At 59.9% G+C, this 24,348-nt stretch carries 26 protein-coding genes; 9 read left to right on the top strand and 17 right to left on the bottom strand.

The features are described from left to right. Positions 1 to 138 precede the first annotated feature (138 nt). Positions 139 to 1,566 (top strand): MFS transporter, encoded by a 1,428-nt coding sequence (locus ACIOTN_RS00975; RefSeq protein ID WP_332728231.1) that lies wholly within the window; start codon positions 139 to 141, stop codon positions 1,564 to 1,566. A 72-nt stretch (positions 1,567 to 1,638) separates the two neighbouring features. Here the strand turns inward: ACIOTN_RS00975 and ACIOTN_RS00970 are convergent, their stop codons facing one another. Continuing rightward, positions 1,639 to 3,078: an amino acid permease gene (locus tag ACIOTN_RS00970; RefSeq protein WP_105656944.1), complete on the bottom strand. Its 1,440-nt coding sequence runs from the start codon at positions 3,076 to 3,078 to the stop codon at positions 1,639 to 1,641. 185 nt (positions 3,079 to 3,263) lie between these two features. Here ACIOTN_RS00970 and ACIOTN_RS00965 point away from each other — a divergent pair, with 185 nt between their 5' ends. The 3 genes from ACIOTN_RS00965 (at position 3,264) to ACIOTN_RS00955 (ending at position 6,341) form a co-directional block, all read left to right on the top strand. Beyond that, the gene (locus ACIOTN_RS00965; RefSeq protein ID WP_402734694.1) at positions 3,264 to 4,226 is read left to right on the top strand and encodes a 1,4-dihydroxy-2-naphthoyl-CoA synthase; all 963 of its coding nucleotides are present in this window, start codon (positions 3,264 to 3,266) and stop codon (positions 4,224 to 4,226) included. Between the two features lie 27 nt (positions 4,227 to 4,253). Next, entirely contained in the window at positions 4,254 to 5,381 is a 1,128-nt protein-coding gene (locus tag ACIOTN_RS00960) for an AMP-binding protein (protein ID WP_105656945.1), read from the top strand. 75 nt (positions 5,382 to 5,456) lie between these two features. After that, complete coding sequence (locus ACIOTN_RS00955; protein ID WP_332485940.1) at positions 5,457 to 6,341, top strand: 1,4-dihydroxy-2-naphthoate polyprenyltransferase; 885 nt, start codon at positions 5,457 to 5,459, stop codon at positions 6,339 to 6,341. A gap of 133 nt (positions 6,342 to 6,474) precedes the next feature. Here ACIOTN_RS00955 and ACIOTN_RS00950 read toward each other — a convergent pair whose 3' ends face one another. Next, positions 6,475 to 6,765, bottom strand: coding sequence for a DUF4229 domain-containing protein (locus ACIOTN_RS00950; RefSeq protein WP_105656947.1), 291 nt, complete (start codon positions 6,763 to 6,765; stop codon positions 6,475 to 6,477). 53 nt (positions 6,766 to 6,818) lie between these two features. Here ACIOTN_RS00950 and ACIOTN_RS00945 point away from each other — a divergent pair, with 53 nt between their 5' ends. Beyond that, on the top strand, positions 6,819 to 7,262 hold the full coding sequence (locus ACIOTN_RS00945) for a PLD nuclease N-terminal domain-containing protein (protein WP_105656948.1): 444 nt from the start codon (positions 6,819 to 6,821) through the stop codon (positions 7,260 to 7,262). 255 nt (positions 7,263 to 7,517) lie between these two features. On the opposite strand, the gene ccsB is transcribed toward ACIOTN_RS00945, so the two are convergent. Genes ccsB through ACIOTN_RS00920 form a run of 5 tightly spaced genes read right to left on the bottom strand, consistent with a single transcriptional unit; the run spans position 7,518 to position 12,259 of the window. After that, positions 7,518 to 8,582 (bottom strand): c-type cytochrome biogenesis protein CcsB, encoded by a 1,065-nt coding sequence (gene ccsB, locus ACIOTN_RS00940; protein ID WP_105656949.1) that lies wholly within the window; start codon positions 8,580 to 8,582, stop codon positions 7,518 to 7,520. Next, the gene (locus ACIOTN_RS00935) at positions 8,575 to 10,203 is read right to left on the bottom strand and encodes a cytochrome c biogenesis protein ResB (RefSeq protein ID WP_133833583.1); all 1,629 of its coding nucleotides are present in this window, start codon (positions 10,201 to 10,203) and stop codon (positions 8,575 to 8,577) included. Before ACIOTN_RS00935 ends, ccsB begins: the two co-directional genes overlap by 8 nt. Then, the gene (locus ACIOTN_RS00930) at positions 10,203 to 10,958 is read right to left on the bottom strand and encodes a cytochrome c biogenesis CcdA family protein (RefSeq protein ID WP_105656951.1); all 756 of its coding nucleotides are present in this window, start codon (positions 10,956 to 10,958) and stop codon (positions 10,203 to 10,205) included. The genes ACIOTN_RS00935 and ACIOTN_RS00930 overlap by 1 nt, the downstream gene beginning before the upstream one ends. 8 nt (positions 10,959 to 10,966) lie before the next feature. Beyond that, positions 10,967 to 11,590, bottom strand: coding sequence for a TlpA disulfide reductase family protein (locus tag ACIOTN_RS00925; protein WP_105656952.1), 624 nt, complete (start codon positions 11,588 to 11,590; stop codon positions 10,967 to 10,969). A 6-nt stretch (positions 11,591 to 11,596) separates the two neighbouring features. Beyond that, positions 11,597 to 12,259: a histidine phosphatase family protein gene (locus ACIOTN_RS00920; protein ID WP_105656953.1), complete on the bottom strand. Its 663-nt coding sequence runs from the start codon at positions 12,257 to 12,259 to the stop codon at positions 11,597 to 11,599. Positions 12,260 to 12,432: 173 nt separating this feature from the next. On the opposite strand from ACIOTN_RS00920, the gene ACIOTN_RS00915 reads away from it, so the two are divergent. Then, the gene (locus ACIOTN_RS00915; protein ID WP_105656954.1) at positions 12,433 to 13,209 is read left to right on the top strand and encodes a DUF3824 domain-containing protein; all 777 of its coding nucleotides are present in this window, start codon (positions 12,433 to 12,435) and stop codon (positions 13,207 to 13,209) included. Between the two features lie 106 nt (positions 13,210 to 13,315). Here ACIOTN_RS00915 and ACIOTN_RS00910 read toward each other — a convergent pair whose 3' ends face one another. Beyond that, on the bottom strand, positions 13,316 to 13,990 hold the full coding sequence (locus ACIOTN_RS00910) for a redox-sensing transcriptional repressor Rex (protein WP_286134124.1): 675 nt from the start codon (positions 13,988 to 13,990) through the stop codon (positions 13,316 to 13,318). A gap of 27 nt (positions 13,991 to 14,017) precedes the next feature. Next, positions 14,018 to 14,263: a glutaredoxin family protein gene (locus ACIOTN_RS00905; RefSeq protein ID WP_332485935.1), complete on the bottom strand. Its 246-nt coding sequence runs from the start codon at positions 14,261 to 14,263 to the stop codon at positions 14,018 to 14,020. A 62-nt stretch (positions 14,264 to 14,325) separates the two neighbouring features. Here ACIOTN_RS00905 and ACIOTN_RS00900 point away from each other — a divergent pair, with 62 nt between their 5' ends. Continuing rightward, complete coding sequence (locus ACIOTN_RS00900; protein ID WP_105656956.1) at positions 14,326 to 15,132, top strand: HAD family phosphatase; 807 nt, start codon at positions 14,326 to 14,328, stop codon at positions 15,130 to 15,132. A gap of 102 nt (positions 15,133 to 15,234) precedes the next feature. Here ACIOTN_RS00900 and ACIOTN_RS00895 read toward each other — a convergent pair whose 3' ends face one another. The 5 genes from ACIOTN_RS00895 to ACIOTN_RS00875 form a co-directional block, all read right to left on the bottom strand. Further along, positions 15,235 to 15,333 carry a 30S ribosomal protein bS22 gene (locus ACIOTN_RS00895; protein ID WP_005504750.1) on the bottom strand — a complete coding sequence of 33 codons (99 nt, stop codon included), beginning with the start codon at positions 15,331 to 15,333 and terminating at the stop codon, positions 15,235 to 15,237. A gap of 139 nt (positions 15,334 to 15,472) precedes the next feature. Then, on the bottom strand, positions 15,473 to 15,697 hold the full coding sequence (locus tag ACIOTN_RS00890) for a helix-turn-helix domain-containing protein (protein WP_013349804.1): 225 nt from the start codon (positions 15,695 to 15,697) through the stop codon (positions 15,473 to 15,475). 256 nt (positions 15,698 to 15,953) lie between these two features. Continuing rightward, on the bottom strand, positions 15,954 to 17,297 hold the full coding sequence (gene gdhA, locus ACIOTN_RS00885; RefSeq protein ID WP_105656957.1) for an NADP-specific glutamate dehydrogenase: 1,344 nt from the start codon (positions 17,295 to 17,297) through the stop codon (positions 15,954 to 15,956). A gap of 190 nt (positions 17,298 to 17,487) precedes the next feature. Then, positions 17,488 to 17,925 carry a metalloregulator ArsR/SmtB family transcription factor gene (locus tag ACIOTN_RS00880; RefSeq protein WP_332485934.1) on the bottom strand — a complete coding sequence of 146 codons (438 nt, stop codon included), beginning with the start codon at positions 17,923 to 17,925 and terminating at the stop codon, positions 17,488 to 17,490. A 101-nt stretch (positions 17,926 to 18,026) separates the two neighbouring features. After that, a complete protein-coding gene (locus tag ACIOTN_RS00875) occupies positions 18,027 to 19,196 on the bottom strand; it encodes an acetoin utilization protein AcuC (protein ID WP_181148815.1) in 1,170 nt (389 codons plus the stop codon). Positions 19,197 to 19,401: 205 nt separating this feature from the next. On the opposite strand from ACIOTN_RS00875, the gene ACIOTN_RS00870 reads away from it, so the two are divergent. After that, positions 19,402 to 20,835, top strand: a complete 1,434-nt coding sequence (locus ACIOTN_RS00870) for a TrkH family potassium uptake protein (protein ID WP_105656958.1) — start codon at positions 19,402 to 19,404, stop codon at positions 20,833 to 20,835. Positions 20,836 to 20,860: 25 nt separating this feature from the next. Then, on the top strand, positions 20,861 to 21,499 hold the full coding sequence (locus ACIOTN_RS00865; RefSeq protein WP_105657082.1) for a TrkA family potassium uptake protein: 639 nt from the start codon (positions 20,861 to 20,863) through the stop codon (positions 21,497 to 21,499). 75 nt (positions 21,500 to 21,574) lie between these two features. Here the strand turns inward: ACIOTN_RS00865 and proC are convergent, their stop codons facing one another. Genes proC through ACIOTN_RS00850 form a run of 3 tightly spaced genes read right to left on the bottom strand, consistent with a single transcriptional unit; the run spans position 21,575 to position 24,320 of the window. After that, a complete protein-coding gene (gene proC / locus ACIOTN_RS00860; RefSeq protein WP_105656959.1) occupies positions 21,575 to 22,417 on the bottom strand; it encodes a pyrroline-5-carboxylate reductase in 843 nt (280 codons plus the stop codon). Between the two features lie 4 nt (positions 22,418 to 22,421). After that, on the bottom strand, positions 22,422 to 23,246 hold the full coding sequence (locus tag ACIOTN_RS00855) for a sugar phosphate isomerase/epimerase (protein WP_332485932.1): 825 nt from the start codon (positions 23,244 to 23,246) through the stop codon (positions 22,422 to 22,424). A 54-nt stretch (positions 23,247 to 23,300) separates the two neighbouring features. Beyond that, entirely contained in the window at positions 23,301 to 24,320 is a 1,020-nt protein-coding gene (locus ACIOTN_RS00850) for a Ppx/GppA phosphatase family protein (RefSeq protein ID WP_105656961.1), read from the bottom strand. Positions 24,321 to 24,348: the final 28 nt, after the last annotated feature.

The raw sequence follows: 24,348 nt of genomic DNA, 5'->3' as shown, positions 1-24,348 counted from the left end.
TAGAAATTGATTCGAATAGCCTCTGGTATTTAACCGACTCCGGGGAACTCCCGGATCGTGGACCGCGGCCAAGGCGATGAATTCCTATCTGGCCTTAGGGCGATCGGTCGACGGAAAGCTGAAAACAACGGAGCAGCAATGCAACCGGAACATAGCCAGCCAAACGACAACTCGAATGCACATAATTTCGCTCCCGACCTGGACCATGACATCGGGCCGGACATGAACACGCAAGAAGGCCGGCAAGAAGTTCGCAAGGCCACTGCGGCATCTGCCATGGGCAACATGACCGAGTGGTTCGACTACGGTGTCTATGCCGTGGCCGTCACCTACATCACTGCCCACTTCTTCCCCACCGAGGGCGGCACCTTCATGGCCTTGGCCACCTTCGCCCTCTCCTTCCTGGTCCGCCCGATTGGCGGCCTGGTCTGGGGCCCGCTGGGCGACAAGCTGGGGCGCAAGAAGATCCTGGCCTTGACCATCATCATGATGTCGCTGGCCACCTTCCTCATCGGCATCCTGCCAACCTTCGAAGCCATTGGCGTCGCCGCGCCAATCCTGCTGGTTCTGCTGCGCATGATCCAGGGCTTCTCCACCGGTGGCGAGTACGGCGGCGCGGCAACCTTCATGGCCGAGTATGCGCCGGATCGCAAACGCGGCTTCTTCGGTTCCTTCTTGGAATTCGGCACCTTGGGCGGTTTCGCCCTCGGCACCGCCGTGATGCTGGGCCTGCAGGTGGTGCTCAGCGAGGAAGCCATGATGGCTTACGGCTGGCGCATCCCATTCTTCCTCGCTTTGCCCATGGGCCTGATCGGCCTGTACCTGCGTAGCAGATTGGAGGACACGCCGGTCTTCCAGGAGATGGAAGAATCCGGCGAAGCCCAGCAGGGCGGGTCGCTCAAGGAACTGGTGTTCACCTACTGGCGCCCCATGCTGACCATGACCGGACTGGTCATTGCGCTGAACGTCGTGAACTACACGTTGCTCAGCTACATGCCGACGTACCTGGAAACCCAGTTGGGGCTGGACCCCAACGCTTCGCTGGCCACCATCCTGATCGGCGAGGTGGCCATGATGGCCGTAATTCCATTTGCGGGCTCGCTTTCGGACAAGGTCGGACGCAAGCCAATGTGGTACGCCTCAGTCATTGGCCTGTTCGTCTTGGCAGTACCGATGTTCTGGCTGATGGGCAAGTCCTTCGCCTGGGCCATTGTCGGCTTCGCCGTGCTGGGTCTGCTCTACATTCCGCAGTTGGCCACGATTACCGCGACGTTCCCGGCGATGTTCCCTTCGCAGGTGCGCTTCGCAGGATTCGCGATTACCTACAACATCGCTACGGCGGTCTTCGGCGGCACCGCCGCGATGGTCAATGAAGCGGCCATCAATGCCACCGGTTTCCTGCTCTTCCCGGCCATCTACATGATGGCAGCGTGCGTGATTGGTGCGATCGCCATCAAGTTCATGCCGGAGACCGCCGGCGCTTCGCTGCGCGGCACCGCGATTCCCGATGCCTTGGACACCGGCATCCTCGCTGCGGTGCAGCGCGATGAAAACCGAACGTCCTGAGCCATCCAGCCGCCAAGGGGGCGCATCAGTTGAACTGCTCCCCTTGGCGGCTGGCGCATAATCGCTGGCGGCCTAGAAATCAATGCCCGGCCGGGCGTGCTTGCGAGCAAAATGCCATCCGCCCCACAACAGCAAGGCGAACACCGGAATTGTGGCGATCGTGTACAGCCCCACCGGGAAGACCTCGCCGTTTTCCCCGGTCAAGGTATCGAAAGAAATCAGGACGGTGATAACCAGCAAGGAAATCAATCCGACCCAACCGGTAATGGGCGACCCGGGCATGGGCAGCGAGGAAACAGAGCCCTTTTTCTTGCGCAGCATGAGCTGGCATCCGAAAATCGAGGCCCAGGTGAACAGCACGCCGATGGATGCGGTATTCAAGGCAAGGTCGAAGGCGAAGGAATCTCCGAGCCAGATGTTCAGGATGACGCCGGCAAGATAGACCACGCCCACGGTGATAATGCCGGTCGAGGGAACAAAGTGCTTGTTCATCTTCGCGAGCCACTGCGGAGCATGCCCATTGCCGCTCATGGTGCGCAGGATGCGGCCGATGGAATACAGGCCCGAGTTGCACGAGGACAGCGCAGCGGTAATCACCACCAGGTTCATCGCGCTGCCAACCCAGCCCAGGCCCATCTTCTCGAAGACCGTGACAAACGGGCTGACCCCGGATTCGTATTCGTTCCATGGCAGCACCATGGCCAGCAGGGAGACGCTGCCTACGTAGAAGACCAGGATGCGAACGACCACCGCACGGATTGCCGATGGAACTTCCTTTTCCGGGTTCTCCATCTCGCCGGCGGCAATGCCCACCAGTTCAATGGCGTTATAGGCGAAGATCACCGAGTTCAGGACCAGGATGCTGACGAAGAAACCACGGGGGAACATTCCGCCCTCGCCGTTCTCATCGCCGATGAAGAGGTTGGCCACCGACGCGGTGTGGTCTCCCACCTGTGCGTTGGTCACCACCATGTATGTACCCACGGCCAGGAACAGGACGATCGCGGTCACCTTGATGCAAGCTGCCCAGAACTCGAATTCTGCGAAAGCCTTGGCGCTGAAGAGGTTGATGGCCACCAGCAGCAGCAACGCGCAGAACGCGGAAACGGTTACCGGAACATTCGGGAAGAAATACTGGAAGTACAGGCCGATGGCGATCAGCTCGGCAATGCCGGTCATGATCCAATTCAGCACGTACATCCATCCGGAGATGAAGGCGCCCTTGGGGCCGAAGAGCTCAGCCGCATACGAGACGAAGGAACCGGAAGTCTGGCGGTACATGATCAGTTCGCCCAGTGCCCGCATCAGCAGGTAGGCCAATGCGCCAGCTACCAGATAGGACAGCACCAGCGCCGGACCGGTCGAGGCCAGGCGCCCGCCGGAGCCCATGAACAGGCCCACACCGATGGCTCCTCCGATCGCGATCATCTGGACGTGGCGGCGGCTCAGGGATTTCTTGTAGCCCTCGGCACTGATTTCCGGGGTTGCCGGGCGATGCTGACCAGATGGCATAGATGAACTCCTGACCTACGGACGCGTTCAATGAATCCGTGCAAAAATCGTGAAATGAATCCGGTGATTCACTGGATGGTCCAAGCCGTACGGGCGGGGATTCCACGCGCAACCGCGAGTCGGGCCGTGAAAAGTCTACTCCTCCTTTCTTAGAGTTCCGGACGAAACCGACTAGCATTCATAGGGTGAGTAGCCTGAATAATTCCGCATTGCCCGAGAAGGTCTCCGATGTCTTCGATCCAACGCGCTGGCGCGTGGTCGAGGGATTCGACTTCACCGACATCACTTACCATCGCCAGGTCCAGCGAGTGGCGGATGGAAGCATCGTGCGCGACCTTCCGACCGTGCGCATCGCTTTCGACCGCCCCGAGGTGCGCAACGCCTTCCGCCCGCACACCGTGGACGAGCTGTTCCGCGCCATGGATCATGCCCGCATGACCAGCGACGTGGCCACTGTCCTGCTGACCGGCAATGGCCCCTCGGAAAAGGACGGCGGACACGCATTCTGCTCCGGCGGCGACCAGCGCATCCGTGGCCGTGACGGCTACCGCTATGCCGAAGGCGAGACCCGCGAATCCATCGACCCGGCGCGTGCCGGGCGCCTGCACATCCTGGAAGTCCAGCGCCTGATGCGCACCATGCCCAAGGTTGTCCTCTGCGTCGTCAACGGCTGGGCTGCCGGTGGCGGCCATTCGCTGCACGTGGTCTCGGATCTGACCATTGCCTCGAAGCAGAACGGCAAGTTCAAGCAGACCGACGCTACCGTCGGTTCCTTCGATGCCGGATACGGTTCGGCATTGCTCGCCCGCCAGGTCGGGCAGAAGACCGCCCGCGAAATCTTCTTCCTTGCCCGCGAGTACTCGGCCGATGACATGGTCCGCATGGGCGCCGTCAACGAGTCGGTAGAGCACGAACGCCTCGAAGAGGTGGCCCTGGAGTACGCAGCCGACATCGCCCGCCAGTCCCCGCAGGCCATCCGCATGCTGAAGTTCGCTTTCAACTTGGCCGATGACGGCTTGGCCGGCCAGCAGGTCTTCGCTGGCGAAGCCACCCGCATGGCGTACATGACTGATGAGGCAGTAGAAGGACGCGACGCGTTCCTGGGCAAGCGCGACCCGGATTGGTCCAACTACCCTTACTACTTCTAATCTTCCGCGACGGAACGAGGACCGGATATGGACAGACAACTCTCTGAACTGCTCGCAGCCTTGGCCACGGCGGCCAATGACGGGGGGCCGGCCGTTGAGGTATTGCTCGATGAGAGCAACCCCAACGGCTGGCGCATCGAGTACTTGGCACCACAGGACCTGCCAGGTTTCGAGCAGCCCATGGCAGTGGTGCGGACTTCCGGTTCCACCGGCCGGGCCAAGCGCACGGTGCTCAGCGTTTCGGCGTTGGCATCCAGTGCGCAGGCCACGGCCGAGTTCCTCGGCTTCGAAGGCCAGTGGCTGCTGGCCTTGCCGGTGCACTATGTCGCGGGACTGAGCGTGCTGACGCGTTCATTGTTCGCCGGCACCAAGCCCGTGGTGATGGACACCGAGGGCAGCTTCTCGGCCACGGCATTCACCGAAGCCGCCAATCAAATGATCGACTCCCGCCGGATCACCTCGCTGGTTCCAACCCAGCTTGCCCGGCTGCTGGATAACCCGGCGCCGGAAACCTTGCAGGCGCTGAAGCGTTTCGACGCCATCCTCTTGGGCGGCGCGCGAGCCAGCAAGGACCTGCTGGTCAGCGCCCGACACCATGGGCTGAAGATTTTCCAGACCTATGGGTCCTCGGAAACTTCCGGCGGCCTGGTCTACAACGGCACGGCCCTTCCCGGCGTGCAGCTGGCAGCGCATGAGGGGCGCATCTGGGTCGCCGGCCCCATGCTCGCCGACGGATACGCCAACTCCCCCGAAGCCACCGCCGAGCACTTCATTGAACGCGATGGTGTCCGCTGGTACGTCACCGATGACCTGGGCACCGTTGAAAAACAGCGCTTGAAGATCATTGGACGCATCGATGATGTGATCAATACCGGGGGCATCAAGCTTTCGGCATCGAAGATTGAAGGGCTGCTGGAAGAATTCTTCACGCAGGCAATCGTGGTCCCGGTGCCCGATCCGCAATGGGGCCACAGCGTTGGCCTGGCCTATGCGGGCCCGACCAATACCGCCGATGCCTTCGAAGCGGTGCGCCGGACCTTGGGCAAGGAAGCGGTGCCCAAGCACGTGCGCCACTACCCTCTTGGCTTGCCGCAGCTGCCTAATGGCAAGTTCAATCGACAACTGGTCATCGAAGAACTAGGCGTTCGCGACTAGTCTCGATTCGCCTTGCACGCCTAATCGCGGGAAACTAGAGGGTACGAGTTTCCGCTTGCCCTGAAAGGACAGAAAGTGGCCACACTTTCCCAGTGGGTTTCTGGGGCGCGTTTGCGCACCTTGCCTATCGTCATTGCCCCGGTTGTCATCGGTACCGCAGCCGCGCTGGGCGAAACTGGAACCGTTCATTGGTTCCGTTTCGTCTTGGCTCTGCTGGTGGGCCTGCTGCTCCAGGTCGGAGTGAACTACTCCAACGACTACTCGGACGGCATCCGAGGCACCGATGACGAACGCGTCGGCCCGCTGCGCCTGACCGGTTCCAAGCTCACCGAGCCGAAGAACGTGCGCAATGCCGCTTTCGGCTGCTTCGGGCTAGCCGCCATCTTCGGTCTGGTCCTGGTCATCATTTCTTCCTCGTGGCCGCTGCTGCTGGTAGGCGTCGCCGCGATCTTCGCCGCTTGGGGCTACACCGGCGGCAAGAACCCCTACGGCTACCGCGGCTTGGGCGATATTTACGTTTTCATCTTCTTCGGCTTGGTCGCCACCTTGGGTACCACCTTCACCCAGATCAACCAGCTGACCATGGCTTCGCTGTGGGGTGCCATCGGCACCGGCCTGATTGGCTGCGCCCTGCTGATGGCCAATAATGTGCGAGACATTCCTACCGATAAAGAGGTGGGAAAGATTACCTTGGCGGTGCGCCTTGGCGAACACAATGCCCGCTTGAGCTACGTGCTGATGCTGGCGGTAGCCATCCTCCTCCCTTTGCTGGCCACCAGCGCCTTCCCATGGATGTGGCTGGTCCTGCTCACCTTCGTTCCTGCAGTGGCTCCATCGCTGCTGATGCTTCGCGAGCAGCAGCTGCCAATGCTGGTGCTGGTGCTCAAGCAGACCGGCATGGTCAATGTCGTATATGCGGTGCTCTTCTCCTTGGCTATCGCCATCGAGGTTTTGGCCTAGCCACCGCTGCAGAAGGAAAAACGAGATGGGCTGGCCGGATCAATTGATCCGGCCAGCCCATCTCGTTAATTGTCATGCCGGCCATGCGTGAATGGCTGGCTATGCAGTTCGAGGTGAACCTGCGTGGGGAAATTTACTCGGCGCCAGGGGTCTGCTTGCGCTGTGATTCGTCGAATTCATCCTCAACGGCTTCATCAGCTAGCTGCATCCTGGTCTTGTTTGCCGAGGTCTTGCTGAAAGCGTTGCGGATATCTTCGTTCGCCTTTAGCCGAAGTTTATTGAAGAAAAGGTAGGCCACCGCGAAGGCCACGACCAGGCCAATAATTCCGGAAACGAAGATTGGCCACTTCATACCTAACCAGAGGCCCAAGAAAACGGCTAGGAATATGCCTAGGCGGATAACGGTATATTTCACAAACTGCATAGTCTCAATTCTACCGGTGAACCTGTGAACAGGATTATCACTAGAATGGAAGCATGGTCCGCTTATTGATTTTCGCCGCAGTGGTTTCGGTTGCTTTGACGATTTATACCCTGATCGAATGCGCTCGTGCAGAGCGCCGCAGCATTCGTTCATTGCCTAAGCCTGCGTGGATTGCGGTCGTCATCCTCCTTCCGCTAATCGGAGCCGGTTTGTGGTTCCTCCTAGGTCGCCCTGTTGCGTCAAATGGCACCCCTGCGCAGAAGTCCATGGCTCCGGACGACGATGAGGATTTCCTGCGCCAGCTGGAGGTCTGGCGCCGCCAGCAACAGCGTGAAGCCGACTCGAAAGCGCGTGAGCAAGACCTCACTAAACGTGAAGACGTGCAGAAGGCCGATGGCGAGAAACCAGCCAAGCCTGAGGCCAAGGAACCGAAGCCAGGTGCAGAACGCAAGAACAAGCCAGAAGGCACCGACAGCTCTTCGTCTGAAACCGAATAACCCCCTAGTACTGCCGGGATCCCGGCAACCAGCCCAGCACGCGTGCCAGCGCCGCTGGGCTTTTTCATGCCTCGTGAGAACTTCGGGCATTCTTGCAGGCGGCCAGGGACGCGGGGCTTCCTCTACGGGCGCTGGAGGGGCAGGCGCCGGTCAGTGCCCCGCACTTGAGTACCAGGGCCCGCAACGAACGCTTAAAGTACTGCGAGCGGCCTCCCCGCTAAAGGGAAACCGCTCGCAGTGCTGGATTCTTAGGAACTAGACTCCGGCGTAGGAGTGCAGACCGTCGAAGAAGATATTCACGATGGTGAAGTTGAAGACCACGCACAGGAAACCGATGATCGACAACCAGGCCGAGCGTGGGCCCGTCCAGCCACCGGTGGCACGGGCGTGCAGGTAGCCTGCGTAGACAACCCAGATCACGAAGGACCAGACTTCCTTTGGATCCCAGCCCCAGTAGCGGCTCCAAGCGGCCTCAGCCCAGATCGCACCAGCGATGACAGTGAAGGTCCACATCACGAAGCCGATGGTGTTGATGCGGTAGGCGAAGTTCTCCAATGCGCCGGCACCTGGCACCACGCGCATGAAGGGCAGCTTGTCGTCCTGTCCAGCGGCCAGCCGGTTCATGCGAGCATGCTGTACCAGCTGCAGCACATTCATGGCGAAGCTGATGGCGAACAGTGCCGATGCCAGGACGGCGATGGAGACGTGAATGACGATCCATGGCGACTGCAGGGCAGGAACGAGGTGGCCAACCGGTGTCGGGAAGCCGATGGTGGCACCGCACAGCATCAAGGTGACCAGGCCGGAGATGAAGGATCCCATGAAGCGCAGGTCCTTGAAGATCAGCACCAGCAAGAAGACCAGAGCCACCAGGAATGCACCGGTGGACAGGAACTCGTACATGTTGCCCCAGGGCACTCGGTGCGCGGCTATCGCACGGGAAACCACGGCACCGCCGTGCAGGGCAGCGGCCAGCCACATCAGCACCACGGCAATGCGAGCCGTGGGGCGCTTGGCCGACAACTGCGTGTACTCCATCTTGTCGGTCACGATATGCTCGCCGACGTTGTCGGCACGCACAGCGGCACCCCGGCGCGAACGGGGCTTGGTGCCCACGGCGCCGCCGGCGCTAACCAGCAGTTCCTCGTCGCGCTTGAGCGCTTCGGAATCCATTTCGCTGATGGACTTGTTGGTCTTTGCCAGGTCCAAGGCGAAAATGATGAAGACCACTCCGTAGACCATGGCGGCCAGCAGCATGAACAACTGGCTGTATTCACCCAGCGTTTCATTGATTGGCGCTAATGCCCCAGCGTTATCCATTTACTGCTCCTTGGTTCTGCTCCTGGCTTGCCAATGGCCAAGCCTTGTCAAAGATCTTCTGTAGTTCTGCAGCTTCGCGTTCCAGACGCGGATCCTCGCCACGTGCCAGCAGTGCGTACTCGATACTACGCTTGCCGTTTTCTTGTTTCAGCTTCACCCAGACGCGGCGACGCGGGGTGAACAGCGAGACCGCAAGGCCGATCAGCGCCAGACCTGAGAAAATGCCGATTGGCAGCTTGCCCGGGTCATGATTGATGTCCAATGCAACGAAGCGCTTGAGGTCGTCAAAGGTAATCGAGCCCTTGCCGTCGGGCAGCTCGTAGGTCTGCCCCGCTTCGAGGATGATGCCGCCGGCATCCAAATCACGGCTGTTCAGCGGTTCCATCTTCTCCGTGTCCAGCACGAACACGTTTTGCGGGTTGCCGTCGTCAAGGCCCAGATCCCCGAAGTACGAGTTCAGGTGCAGCTGGGGGTTGATGGCGTTGGGATCGCCCGAGATGCCGAAGCCGTTCTCATCCACCAGTGCGGTTGGCAGCAAGAAGCCCTGGAAGCCCAGCTGCGATGGCTCGGCGTCCGGAACCTTCAGCACGAACATCGAGGTGTAGACCGAATCCTGCGGAATGGAAACCGCCGGGCCGGAATAGGAGACATTGCCGTTGCCATCCTTGACGGTGATCACCGGGGCGTAGCCATTGCCGACCAGGTACACGTCACCGCCGCTGATCCGCAGCGGATGGTTGACCTTCAGCTCCTGCTTCACTGGCTCGGCATCGGGCGATTCGCGCACCTTGACGTGGGCGGTGAAGTCCAGCGGCTGTCCGAAATGCGATTCGGATTCGCGGTCGAAGATGATGTCGAATTTGTCCAGCGTCACAGCAAAGGGCGGCAAATTATCGGCATTGAAGCCGGTGCCCGGGGTGAAGGAGTCGTAGGCCACCAGCGAATTCACGAAGGTCTCCCCCTCGACAACCACGCGCTGTCCGGTGTAGCCCAGGGCTCCGCCGATCGCGGCCGAAGCCAGTACGCCCATCAGCGAGATGTGGAAGAGCAGGTTGCCGATTTCGCGGGTATACCCGCGCTCTGCGGCAACCGAGGCCCCGGTGGCATCCTCGCGGCGCTCGACACGGTAGCCGCGCTTCTTCAGGATCCTGAACGAATCCTCGATGACCTGCTGGTCATCGGGCGTATCCGTCTCGCCTTCCAGAATTTCATGCGAGCTGTACTGGGGAAGTCGTTCCAGGCGCACCGGGGTCCTCGGCGGCGGGGTGCGCAAGGCTTTGGCGTGCTTCTTCACACGCGGGATGATGCAGCCAATCAGCGAGACGAACAGCAAGATGTAGATCGCGGAGAACCACACCGATGAATACACTTCGAACATCTGGAAGCGATCCAGCCATGGACCAGCGGTGGTGTGCTGTTCCAGGTACTGGGCTACAGATTCGGGGTTGGCGTCGCGTTGCGGGAAGATCGATCCCGGTACCGCAGCGACGGCGAGCAGCAACAGCAAGAACAAGGCTGTTGGCATCGATGTCAGCTGGGTCCAGATCCAACGCATGGAACCCATGAATCCCAGAGCAGGCGCGTCGCCAGTTCCCTTGGAATTCCGTTGTTGTTTCGCCATTAAATTGGCAACCTCACTTCATTGGCAAACCAGTTTTGCAGTTCTGCTACCCATGTTCCCCACAGACCGGTCACCATGACCAGTCCCAAGGCAATGAGTAGTACCCCGCCCAAACGCATGATGAAAACCTGGTGCTTGCGGAAGAACGCCAGCGCCTGCATGCCGCGCTGCAACCCCATTGCAATCAGGATGAAGGGCAAACCCAATCCGAGGCAATAGAACACAGTCAGGAGCGTTCCACGCCCTACGTTCGCGTCCACACCGGTGGACATGATCAGTACCGCACTCAAGGTGGGGCCGATGCACGGTGCCCACCCCAGGCCGAAGGTCAGCCCCAGAACCGGGGCACCCCACAGGCCTGCGGGCGGTTTCCTGTGGATCTTGCGGTCACGCTGCATCCAGGAGAAGCCGCCCATGAACACGATGCCCATGAAGACCACGACCAGGCCCAATGCCTGGGTGACCCAGGAGCCGTTGAACCTGAGCCACGCGGAGGCCTGGCTGAAAAGCACGCCCGCTGCGATGAAGACCACGGAGAATCCCAGGACAAAGAGCAGTACGCCGGAGACCACGCGGCCGCGCCGGTGCTCCTTCAGATCCGCACCAGTCAACCCGGTGACGTAACCGAGGTAGCCCGGCACCAGCGGCAGGACGCAAGGCGAAAGGAAGGAGACCAGCCCGGCCAGCAGTGCTACTGGGGCAGCCAGCAGCAACGACCCGTCCAGGACGATGTCGGCAAAGGGATTAGTGGTCACTGATCAGCTCACAACTCTTCGGTCAGAGCGGAGTCGATCAATGACTTCAGGGTGCCAGGCTCTACGGCACCGATCACGCGGGCACGGACACGGCCCTGGCGGTCCAGCACCAAGGTGGATGGAACCGCTTGCAACGGGACGTACTTGGTCATCGCCAGCTGGATGTCCCCGGAGGTATCCTGTACCGACTCATAGGGAATCTCGAAAGTGCGCTCGAAGGCCTTCGCCGCTTCGGCTTCATCGCGTACGTTGACGCCAATGAATTCGACTTTCTCGCCGAAGCCTTCAGCGATTTCCTTCAGATCCGGTGCCTCGATGCGGCACGGAGCGCAGGCGGCATACCAGAAGTTCATGACTACGGGCTTGCCCTGCCACTGCGTGAAGTCGATATCGGTGCCATGGTAGGTGGTGGCCTTGAGGGCAACCGGTTCGCTGCGCTTGGAAACTTCGTACTCTTCCACGGCGCCGTCGCCAGCGATGTAGTTCTTGCCGTCGCCGCTGTTTGCTTGCGCGGTCAGCGCATCTTCCTTGCCGCTGCAGGCAGCCAAGGGCACCACGGCGGCGGCAACCATGAGCGAACGCAACATGGTGCGGCGGCTCAAGTGGCGAGGATTAGGCACAGGATCTGTCATTTTGCTTTAGGCTCCAGGGATATTCGCCGCGCCGGCAAGCAGCTCGGGGCACGGTTCGGTGTAACGCACGGAGACCAATTCGTCTCCCTCAAAATCAAAGCTGGTGATGGAAGCCAGGGTGCACTCGCGCTGGCGCGGATCGTGCCACAGCGGCTTCTTCTCGGCGGCGCGGCGCGTAACCCAGATCGGCAGCTGGTGGCTGACGATAATGACTTCCGCTCCTTCGCCGTGCTCGGCGAGGGCGGCCTTGCGGTGCTCATCCATGGCCAGGCGCATGCGAGCAACCTGCTGGGCATATGGTTCGCCCCATGAAGGCTTCAGCGGGTTGACCAGCAGCGGCCAGTACTTCGGCTGACGCAGGTGCTCCGCAACCTTGGACAGCCCTTCCAGCTTGTTGCCGGCTTCGATAACCCGCTCGTCGGTGTGGACCTGCAGATCCAGAGCATTGGAGGTCGGCGCGGCTGTCTGCTGGGCTCGCAGGAGCGGTGAGGCCACCAGACGCACCACGTTGCCGCCTTCTGCTTGGCGCTTGGCAAAATATTCTCCTGCCCCATCGGCCATCTGGAATCCGAGTTCCGAGAGCCCGAAGCCGGGGATCCTGCCGTAGAGCATACGGTCAGGGTTGAAAACTTCCCCGTGGCGCAACAAATGGACGGTCGATAAAGGCATGCCTCCAGTGTCTCAAATATTCGGTGCAAATTAGCCATATTGTGGCCACCGTCAACTATTCACAGGACACGCATTGGAATCCCATATGGAAAAACCATCCTTTCGGAGGGGTTGCTCACAATCGACTGCCACTACGCTTAGTCAATAAGACAGTTCGACCAGAAGGACGCATCATGAGCGACAACGATCCTAACCAGCCGGGCCAGCCCTACAACCCGGGCCCTTCCGGCCAGGGTTCATCGCAGAACCCGTACGGCGAAAACCCCTACGGCCAGCAGCCCTCGCCGTACGGCCAGAACCCGTACGGCCAGAATCCGAATCCTTACGGGCAACCGCAGGCACCGGGCTACGACCAGTATGCCCAGCAGGGAGGTTACGCCGGCGTGCAGCCGCCGACCGAGCGGCCACGGACCTTGGCTATCGCCTTTGGCTTGATCATGCTCGCGGGCATCTTCAGTGCCCTCGCCAGCTGGCTGATGACCAACTCCAACATGATGGCCAACATGATTGGCCAGCAGTGGTCGCTGGTGCAAGAAGAGTTCCAGAACCAGATGCAGAGCACCCCGGGCATGGAGCAGGATCCACTGGTTGAACAGATGATGGCAAGCCCTGAGGCCTTCATGGCCCAGGTCAATTCCATGATGTCGACCTTCGTGATTATCTCCATGATCATCACCTTGGCCCTGTATTTCCTGGTGGGCTTCTTCGTTGGCCGCGGCGTGGGCGCCATGCGAATTATCGCCACGATCCTCGGTGCGCTTTCACTGCTGAATCTGGTGACTATCGTTCCAATGATCAGCATGTTCGCTGACACTCAAGCCGGAATTATCAACGCTGTCTACGTTGTGGGCATCTTGTTGGGCATTGCAGGCGTGGTCTTCGCCTGGTTGCGCCCTTCTTCGCAATACATTGCGCAGCGCCGCCAGGCTCGCCTGGCCGGCTTCCGCTAAACGCATGGCCGAGCCTCTTCGCGAGGCCCTGCAGGGACAATAAAGGCGTAGCCGCTCCATCCACCCAAGGGATGACGCGGCTACGCCTTTTCTCGTCTGCGCGGCTTCAGCCTTGAACGGCGAGGTATGCCAGGATCTGCAATTCAGTGGAAAGATCAACGCGCCGCAGGTTCATGCCCGCGGGTACGCGAAGCGGCATCGGTGCGAACGAGAGCACCGAGCGGACCGAAAGCGCGGCCAGTTCGTAGACCAGGTCCTGCGCAGCATCGCCCGGAATTGCCAGAACAGCGATGTTGATTTCTTCGCGTTCAACCACTGCGGCCAAGTCCGCGATCGCTTCCACGTGCAGCTCGCCGACCGGGCTGCCGACCAGTGCGGGGTCGATATCCAGGATCGCCTTGACGTTGAAGCCACGAGTCCTGAAGCCTGCATATCCGCTGAGCGCGCGCCCCAGGTTACCGGCGCCGAGGATGGCCACACGCCAGTCCTGGTTCAGGCCGAGGGTGCGGCTGATATGTTCTGCCAGTTCGCGGACCACGTAGCCCACCCCGCGGGTTCCGTAGGAACCCAACCAGGAAAGGTCTTTGCGCAGGATGGAGGGGTTCACTCCAGCTTCCTTGGCCAGCACCCCGGAACTGGTGCGTTCCAGGCCCTGGGCTTCCAAGGCGTTCAGCGCGCGCAAGTACTGGGTCAGTCGAGCCAGCGTGGCCTCAGGCAGGACCCGGGCTTCAAGCTCTGACATCTTCGTTCTCCCGCACTTTTCGGTGCTCTTGAAGAGCACAACGCATTTTCATTTATTCGGCAGCGGCTAGCTGCTCAGTAGTCGTTCCAGACGCTGTGCGTCGATGTGCCAGAAGTCGCGGACTTCTCCGTTGATCAGCAGAACCGGCACTTCCTCGTGGTGCTTGGCCAGCAATTCAGGGTGCTGGTCAATATCCAGTTCGGAAAACTCCATATTCAACCGGCCAGTCACCTCGGCCACGGTTGCGCGTGCGGCCTGGCACAGGTGGCAGCCTTCTCGAACCAACAGCTGGATCTGATTCAAAGTACTCACCTGCCTATAATCTCACGAGCCGTAACCGCCCTTAAACTTGGCAATGAAATAAACTGGATCAAATGTCTTCCATCGATCATCACCCCAGCCCGAATTCCGCCCTGGCTCCGGACACGGTCGCCGCTTTCTTCGATGTAGATAACACCCTTGTGCGCGGTGCATCGCTGTATCTGCTGGCCCGGAAACTGCATGAGCGCCGCTTCTTCCAATTCCGCGAAATCCTCTGGTTCGCGCTCAAGCAGTTGCGCTTCGCCGCGCGCGGTGAGCACCTAGGGGACATTCACCAGATTCGCGACCGTGCGTTGATGATGGTCCGAGGGATCCCGGTGTCCGAGATCGAGAAGATCGGCAACGAGATCTATGACGAATACATCGAACCCAAGCTATGGACCGGTACGGTAGCCATTGCTCGCCAGCATCGGACGGTGGGCCGTGAAGTCTGGCTAGTCACTGCCACTCCCCTGGAAGTGGCGAATGTCATCTCGCAACGTCTCGAACTTACCGGTGCATTGGGCACTGTAGTGGCCAGCGAAGACGGTTTCTACACCGGAGCGCTGGCCAGCCCGATCCTGCACGCTGCGGAAAAAGCGCAAGCGGTGCGCACCCTGGCGAAGGCTCGCGGCATCTCGCTGTCGAAATCATGGGCATACTCGGATTCCTACAATGATGTTCCCTTGCTTGAAGCTGTGGGACACCCCGTATGCATCAATCCCGATGCGCGGCTTCGCGCCTACGCCAAGCGCCGCGGCTGGCAGGTCTACGATTTCCGCACCGGCCAGCGAGCTGCCAAACTAGGCCTGAAGGCCGCTGGAGTGCTTGGTGCGCTCTGGGCGGCGCGACGGTCCATTCTGCGCCGTTCCGGCTCTTAGGCCGGCGCTGGGCGGCTTTGGATAAAGCAATCGCCACCGTTCAACAGTTTCACTGTGAAGCGGTGGCGATGATTGCCAAGCGGCAAATGCTCAGAAGTAGATTTACTTCTTATTACGACGCTGGTGGCGGGTCTTACGAAGCAATTTGCGGTGCTTCTTCTTCGACATACGCTTGCGGCGCTTCTTGATAACAGAGCCCATAGTGGTTCCTCACAAACTAAATAAATGCGTCAACCCCAAATGCCTGCTTGCGCGCGAGCCCAAGGACAAGGTTGACCGGACGTTAAACGTTCCTTAACAGATTACCCGCTTTTCGGTCATGCTCTGACCATCGCGCGGACTATCGACCGTAAGAACCGGTACCGTGCTGCGGATCAATGGCCGCGGCATTCAGATATGATTCCACGGCGTTTTCCGGAACGCGATAGGAGCGACCGAACTGAACAGCAGGCAAATCACCGGCGTGGATCAGCCGATAAACGGTCATTTTGGAAACGCGCATCATGTCGGCCACTTCGGCCACAGTCATGAAACGGGCTCCGGCAAAATTCTGTTTATCCGTCATGCGGGATATTCTCCTGACGCTGATCTCTTATTCGTCGCGTTAATTTAGCGAAGATGAACTTACACGACTTTGGATCAACATCGGCGGTTCAGGTTCACGTTCGCTTTGTACTAGTCTAATCGCACTTTTGTAACTTTTGCATCACGAAACACACACGTGACCATCTGAATCACATTTTTTGATGCCTGAACGAGACAATCCGCGTGATTTCACCGGGTCCCCAATGAATTCACGCGGATTGCAGCGCTGCAGATTATTAGATGACGCCCTGTGCGAGCATTGCGTCTGCGACCTTCACGAAGCCCGCGATGTTGGCGCCGGCGACGTAGTTCCCCGGCATGCCGTACTCGTCTGCAGTAGCAGCACAGCTGGTGTGGATGCCGACCATGATCTCAGTCAGGCGACGCTCGGTGTGCTCGAAGCTCCATGCATCGCGGCTGGCGTTCTGCTGCATCTCCAGAGCGGAGGTAGCAACACCACCAGCGTTGGCTGCCTTGCCCGGGCCGAAGAGCACCCCTGCATCCTGGAAGATCGAGGTCGCTTCAGCGGTAGTAGGCATGTTGGCGCCTTCGGCCACTGCGATGGTGCCAGCAGCAACCATCTTCTTTGCGGCCTCAGCGCCCAATTCGTTCTGGGTTGCGCAGGGCAGCGCTACGGTGCCTGCAACGTCCCAGACGCTGCCACCGGCAACGTACTTCACCTTCTTGGTGCCACGGCGTTCGGCATACTCGGAGATGCGGCCGCGCTCAACTTCCTTGATCTGACGCAGCAGATCCAGGTCGATGCCGCCCTCGTCAACGATGAAGCCGGCCGAGTCGGAAGCCGTAACGACCTTCGCTCCCAGTGCCTGCGCCTTCTCGATGGCGTGGATTGCCACGTTGCCCGAACCGGAAACGACCACGCGCTGGCCATCGAAAGTCTGGCCGCGGGTCTTGAGCATTTCTTCAGTGAAGATCACTGCGCCGTAGCCGGTGGCTTCCGGGCGAACCAGGGAACCGCCCCAGCTCAAGCCCTTGCCCGTCAGCACACCGGACTCGTAGCGGTTGGTGATGCGCTTGTACTGGCCGAAGAGGTAACCGATTTCGCGGCCGCCAACGCCGATATCGCCGGCTGGCACGTCGGTGTATTCGCCAATGTGGCGGTAGAGCTCAGTCATGAAGGACTGGCAGAAGCGCATGACTTCGCCATCGGACTTGCCGCGCGGGTCGAAGTCCGAGCCGCCCTTGCCGCCGCCGATGGGCATGCCGGTCAGGGAGTTCTTGAAGATCTGTTCGAAGCCCAGGAACTTGACGATGCCAAGGTAAACCGATGGGTGGAAACGCAGACCGCCCTTGTATGGGCCCAGAGCCGAGTTGAATTCAACGCGGAAGCCGCGGTTGATCTGCACGCGGCCTTCGTCGTCAACCCATGGCACTCGGAAGATGATCTGGCGTTCAGGTTCGCACAAACGCTGCAGGATTGCGGCTTCGGCGTATTCAGGATGCTTGACCGATACAGCTTCAAGGCTGTCGAATACTTCCGTGACGGCCTGGTGGAATTCTGCTTCGCCGGGATTGCGGCGGAAGACTTCGTCGCGAATCGTCGCTAAGTGCTTATCCAAGTTTTTCTCCTCATCACTTGGGGCAGGCACAGGCGCACAAGGGGCCTCATTGCCGGCGTCACTGCCCCGCACACGAGAATGCCATGCTGGGCATTCTGAACAAAATTTTCATGTTATAAAACAGGATTGCGCGCGTAACTTAAAAGATTGACCATATTGCACGGTTGCAGCGCCGAAGACTGGACAAGAGCTAGCGCCGACGCCCGAACCGCGGAAGTTTCTCGAAAAACTCTTGCGCACGTCCAGTAACTTGTTCCAGGCCTTGGCCAACGCGCCGACCGATCTGCTGAGCCGTTGGATTCGATACCGCTGCCAGCTGCCCCTCGGCTTCGGCCTGCGTGGTTGCCAGCTCCTGGCCCTCCAGTTGGGCAGGTACCAAATCGGCGCACCAGCGCACGAGATCTTCCAGCGCTGAGGTATCAATGCTGTAGATGCGCCGCTGCCCGGCAGCGGCCATGCTCACGAGTTCAGCTTCGCGCAGCACCTTCAAGTGCTTGGAAACAGTCGGCTGCGAGATCTCCAGTTCAGTGACCAGAGTGCCCACTGCTTTCGGCTCGTTCTTGAGCGCTTCTATTATCTTTCGTCGGGTTGGTTCAGCCAACGCCGAAAACACTTCATCAATTGCCACACACATAACCCTAACGGCATATGAACGGTTGGCAATCGATTTCCATGCCTAAAATGCTGTGAGGTCTCGCCTCTGTCTCCGTTGGCCGCAGCCATGCGAGGCTAGTCGAACCATGGATCGAGCCCGAAAAGCGGGAATATCTCCTTGCGTGTAGCAATGATGGTTCGGTCTACCGGATCGGCCGGATCATAGCCGACTTCCCAATTGCGCCACCACAGCTGGGCGTCATCGCCCATGAGGTAAGGCATGGCACGGCCGTACCTTTCCAGAACGTAGCGGCGGAAGGTCTCGGGAACATAGGTACGCAACGGCACCGGCTTGCCGGCAACAATCGCCGTCAGATGGGTCCAGGTACGCGGCACGACGGCGGTGACGTTGTATCCCCCGCCTCCGGTAGCCAGCCACCGGCCTTCGCACAGCTCATCTGCCAACTGGGATATGTCCAGGGCCGCCTGGCGTTGCGCATCAACAGACAGCTTCAAGTTGGTCATGTCATCATCACGGTGCGCATCGCAACCGTGCTGGGAGACGATGATTTCGGGCTTGAAGGCGCGTACCAGCTGCGGAACGATCGCATGGAAGGCACGCATCCACCCGGAGTCCCCGGTCATTGCCGGCAGAGCAACATTTACTGCGCTGCCTTCGGCGTTCTTGCCGCCAATTTCATTGGCGAATCCCGTACCGGGGAACAGCGACAGCCCGGATTCATGGATGGAAATGGTCAGCACGCGTTCGTCATCCCAGAAGATCGACTCGGTGCCATCCCCGTGATGCGCGTCCACATCGATGTAGACCACGCGTTGGGCACCTTGTTCCAGCATGCGATGGATCGCGGCAGCAGCGTCATTGTAGATGCAGAAACCGCTGGCCTTGCTTTTCGCGGCGTGGTGCATGCCGCCGGCGAAGTTCACCGCACGGACCACCTCTTGGTCCATGATGGCTTGGGCCGCTGCTACCGAACCGCCAACAATGCGCCCGGCGGCTTCATGCATCCCGGCGAATACCGGGTCGTCTTCGGTGCCCAAGCCGAATTCTTCGGCAACGAGTGTTGGATCCTGGCTCACCCGCCGCACCTGATCGATATAGCTCTGGTCATGGACGGAGCCGATGACCGCATCGTCGGCAATATCCGGAGCCTGTATCGTGACGTTCGGCGCATCGAAGATATCCAGCTCATCGCTGAGTCGATAGGTCAGTTCTAGCCGTGAAGGGTGCATGGGATGCCAGTCGCTGAATTTGTACTTCAGATACTCTTCATCCCACATCACCATGGTGGGCCGTGGGGCATGCTGCGGATCTAACACGATTTCAGGCTACCCGATAGTGACCCAACTCATGAATTCATGGCAGTTTGCGCGGCTTGTCGGGTCTTTAGCCGGGCAACACAAGCGTTTAGCGGTGGAAACGCGTAAATTACTAGAAGGACTTCAAATCCTCATGGCAAAGAACTGTTCCCCAGGAAACGGCGAGTAATAAATGAGCACAGCCAGTGCATCGGGCCCCAGCGCCCGGGCAGCTGAAATGCGCGAACAGCGACGCAAGAAATGGCTGACCGTTCGCATCGCAGTTGCGGACTTCACCGTGCGCTCCCCCGCGCGCTTGACTCTTGGCGCCTTCTTGCTGGCTATCACGTTGTTCACCTCCCTGCTCGCGGCGCCGTTTTCCTCGGCCACGGGGGAAGCCACCGCGCTGCATGACGCATTATTCACCGCTGTGTCGGCAGTTTGCGTTACTGGCCTAACGACCGTCTCCACCGCTGTGCACTGGTCATTCGCCGGTCAGCTGATCATGCTGGTCGCAACGTTCATGGGCGGCCTGGGCATTTTGACCCTGGCCTCCATCATGTCCCTGGCGGTATCCCGCAAGCTGGGCGTGCGAGCCAAGCTGATGGCGCAGAATTCGATGAACAGTTCTGGAGCCTCAGCCCTGGGTGAAGTAAGTTCATTGCTGCGCATCGTGATCCTCACAGCGATCAGCCTGCAGGCGGTCATCGCGCTCTTTCTGATCCCGCGCTTCTACATTCTGGGTGAAAGCGTCCTGTCCGCCATCTGGCATGGAATCTTCTATGCCGTCTCGGCTTTCAACAATGCAGGCTTCACCCCGCACTCCGACGGATTGGTTCCCTACGAAACCGACCTGTGGATCCTGGGCCCATTGATGGCCGGCGTGTTCACCGGTTCCTTGGGTTTCCCGGTGATCATGGTGCTGCTGGCGCACAAGTTCAATATGAAGAAGTGGAACCTGCACACCAAGCTGACCATGCTCACCACCACCATCCTGCTCTTTGCCGGATCCTTCCTGTGGCTGATTTTCGAATGGGCCAATCCCAAGACCATCGGCGGCTTATCCATCAGCGACAAGCTCATTCATGGCTTCTTCGCCTCCACCATGACCCGTTCTGGCGGCTTCAACCTGGTGGATCAGAACGACATCCACCAGGTGACCATCTTGTTGACCGACGCATTGATGTTCGCCGGTGGCGGTTCAGCTTCTACTGCTGGCGGCATCAAGGTCACCACCATTGCCGTGATGTTCTTGGCGATCTTGGCCGAGGTCCGTGGCGATACTGACGCGAAGGCCTTTGGCCGGCAGATTCCGCAAGGCACCATGCGCGTGGCCATCTCCGTGGTCGCCATGGGTGCTTCGCTGGTGATGGTCGCTACCGGCGCACTCGTGACCATCGACGAATCGGTGGGCTTCTCGCGAGCCCTGTTCGAGTCGATCTCGGCCTTTGCTACCGTGGGCCTGAGTAGCGGGGTTTCGCAAGAAGTGCCTCCGGCCGGCAAGTATGTGCTCAGCGCGTTGATGTTTGCCGGACGCATCGGCAGTATTACGCTCGCCAGCGCGTTGACCATGCGCCACCGCAATACGCTGTTCAGACTCCCAGAAGAAAGGCCACTCATTGGCTGACAAGAACATAGACCACAATGCCCCGGTGCTGGTTATCGGCCTGGGCCGCTTCGGTGCATCTGTCGCTGAAACGCTGGTCAAGCAGGGGCGCGAAGTGCTGGCCATTGAGCGCAGCCCGGAGCTCGTTCAGCAGTGGGCCAGCACCTTGACCCACGTGGTCGCGGCCGACGCGACCAATATTGACGCCCTGCGCCAGCTCGGCGCCCAGGAATTCTCCTCTGCCGTCGTGGGCGTGGGTACCTCCATCGAATCATCCGTGCTGATCACCGTGAACCTGGTGGATCTGGGCATTGAGCATCTGTGGGTCAAGGCCATTACGCCCTCCCATGGCAAGATTCTTACCCGCATTGGTGCCAACCACGTCATCTACCCGGAAGCCGATGCCGGTGTGCGTGCCGCGCACCTGGTCGGTGGCCGCATGCTCGACTTCATCGAATTCGATGACGGCTTCGCCATCGTGAAGATGTACCCTCCGAAGGAGACCCAGGGCTTCACCTTGGCCCAGTCCCAAGTCCGCTCCAAGTACGGGGTGACGATCGTTGGTGTGAAGTCCCCGGGCGAGGATTTCACCTACGCCATGCCGGATACCATGGTGACTCGCCGAGATGTCCTGATCGTCTCGGGGCACGTGGACCTGCTCGAGCGTTTCGCAGCACGCCCGTAGGGCACGAGGATCGTGAATACGGCGGTGGCCGGCAACCAATCGGTTGCCGGCCACCGCCGTATTGAATGCTCGTTCCTAGCCGAGCTCTTCACTCAGCTGCGCTGCACGGGCGGCTGCCGCTTGCGTGCCCGCAGCAATAATCTTTGGAATTCCCTGCTCATCGAAGGTGGCGATAGCCTGCTCGGTGGTGCCCTTCGGGCTGGTTACCGCCTTGCGCAGGGTCGCGGGATCCGCGTCAGGGTTCGAGAGCATCTTGCCGGCACCGGCCACAGTGGCACGTGCCAGCGCGATTGAAAGCTTTTCATCCAAGCCCATGGCCACACCGGCATTGGCCATGGCCTCAGCCAGGTAGAAAGCATAGGCCGGACCGGACCCGGAAATTGCCGAGAGCGCATTTTGCTGCTCTTCGTCGATGACGTGCACGTCGCCGGATCCGGAGAGCAGATCGGTGACCAACTTGGTCTGCTCGTCGCTCACGCTTGCCGCCGGGCTGATTCCCACCACGCCGGCACCGACCATCAAAGGGGTGTTCGGCATGGAACGGATGACCGGCTGGCCAGCTGGCAGATGAGACTGCATGCTGCTCAGGGTGATAGCGGCGGCTACGGAAACAACGACCTTCTGCGCGTCCAGCGATCCGGAAATCTCCTCGCACAGTTCGGTGATGCCTACCGGCTTCACGCCCAGGAAGATAATGTCTGCGCTGGCGGCAGCCCGGCGGTTGGCTTCGGGATCTTCCTCGCTGACCAAGACGTTGATGCCCAATTCGCGCAGTTCCGCTACGCGGTTATCGCTTCGCACGGTAGCGGTGATGAGCTGCGGGTCATGGCCCGAGGCGATAATGCCACGCAGGATGGCGCCGTTCATGGAGCCGGCGCCGAGGAAGGACAGGGACAGATTCTTTGTTGCTTCACTCATATGGCTATTGTGTCATTGGCTTGGGGTCGCTGCCGACTGTTAAGTGCTGGCGGGCAAATTCTAGGGTCTTTCCCAGCCATTCTTCTTTTTGCCCGGTGTTCCGAGCTTTGCGCGTGGAGACCTCGACCGCTACGGTTCCGCTCCAATTGGCATCACGCAGATATTGCAGCGTTTCGGCCACCGGTTGGGTGCCCAGGCCTGGCACAAGGTGCTCGTCTTTGCCGTTATCCAAACCATCGCACAGATGAACGTGCGCCAGTCGCTGGCCCAGGTCCTCGACGGCTTGGCGCGAATCCATATTGGCAATCGCCGCATGGGAGAAATCCCAGGTCACATGCTGGTAGTGCTGCGGGACTGGGTTCCAGTGCGGAAGGTACATTTTCGCTTCACGGCCCCGGGCACGCCATGGGTACATGTTTTCCACGGCGATTTTCATCCCCGTGGTCTCAACCAATCGCTGCACGCCTTCGGCGAATTCTTCGGCGTAGGAGCCCTGCCACCTGAATGGCGGATGGGCGACAACCACATTTGCGCCGACCGCTTGGGCCAGGATGACCGAACGTTCGATCTTGGCCCAAGCAGAGCCCCACACCTGCTGGGTGAGCAGCAGTGTCGGTGCGTGGATGGCCATGATCGGCAGTTGGTACTTGTCCATCAAGGCTTTGAGCGCGGTCGCAGATTGGCTGGCTGCGTTGCCGGTAATCAGCACTTCCAGCCCGTCGTATCCCACGTCCTTGGCCATCGCGAAGGCGTCATGGACGGTCAGCGGATAAACTGACGCGCTAGAGAGGGTGACTGGCACCTTCATTGTGCTCTTCTGGTCTTCCATGCTCTTGCCTCCTGTTACCGTGTCCACTGTGCGGGCACCGCTTAGCCAAGAAGGTTAGCTGCTGGGTTTGGCGAGAAATTTGTACTTCTCGTTATCCAGAGCTACTTCCCCAACTCCAACGCTACTACTGAGCGGTGTCGCAGAGTCAAACATCACGTGATCAAAACGTCGCAGCATCAAGCCTTCACGAATCGCCCAAGGGCAAATCCGCACAGATTTCAGTTTCAAGGCATTCATCGCTTCGTGAGCGACAATCGCCCCGGCAAGCAGTTGCGGGGCGCGAATCTCCGAGACACCGGGCAATTCTGCCCGTTCAGCCCAGCTCATCGCGGTCAATCGGTTGGTCCACAATTTCAATGCGTCACGATTGAGCACGCGCTTAACATAGGGGCCTTCCGTGCTCGGCGCGGCTCCGGTGATGCGAGCCAGCGAGCGGAAAGTCTTGGAAGTAGCGGTGGCCAAGGTGGGCTTGCCATACTGGCGCAGCTCGGTAGTCGGGTCCGTGAGAACGTCACGCACGTACGTACGCAGTTCCTTGACTTCCTTGATGGACGGCAGGTCGTTAGGAAGCCATTCGCGGGTCAGCCGGCCGGCACCCAGGGGCACGGAGAAGGCTGTTTGCGGGAACTCGTCAACGCCCAAGGCCAGCTCCAGCGAGCCTCCGCCCATATCCAGGTTCAGGATGGATTCCGAAGACCAGCCAAACCAACGGCGTACGGAGTAGAAGGTCATGCCGGCTTCTTCTTCGCCGGTCAGTTCCATCAAGCTCACGCCTGTCTCGACTTCGACGCGTTCCAGGACGGCAGCACCGTTGGAGGATTCGCGAATCGCTGAAGTGCAGAAAGCCATGAAGTCCTCAACCTGGTGGTTTTCGGCGAACTTGGCGGCTTCCTTGATGAAGGAGATCAGCTCGCGCTGGCCCTCTTCAGTTATGGCGCCATACTCATTGAGGTAGCGCACCAAGGACAAGGGTCGCTTGTGCGAGGCATAGGGAACCGGGCGGGCTCCCGGATATGCATCGACGAGCAACAGGTGAACGGTATTCGAACCGATATCCAATACACCGAGTCTCATGGTGCGCTCCTCGTTAGGCCTGGCAAGA

Origin of the sequence: Glutamicibacter sp. NPDC087661 (genome assembly GCF_044743275.1) — a bacterium.
Taxonomy (GTDB): Bacteria; Actinomycetota; Actinomycetes; order Actinomycetales; family Micrococcaceae; genus Glutamicibacter.
Note: the sequence above shows the minus strand (reverse complement) of the source record. Positions and strands in the feature narration are given on the sequence as shown.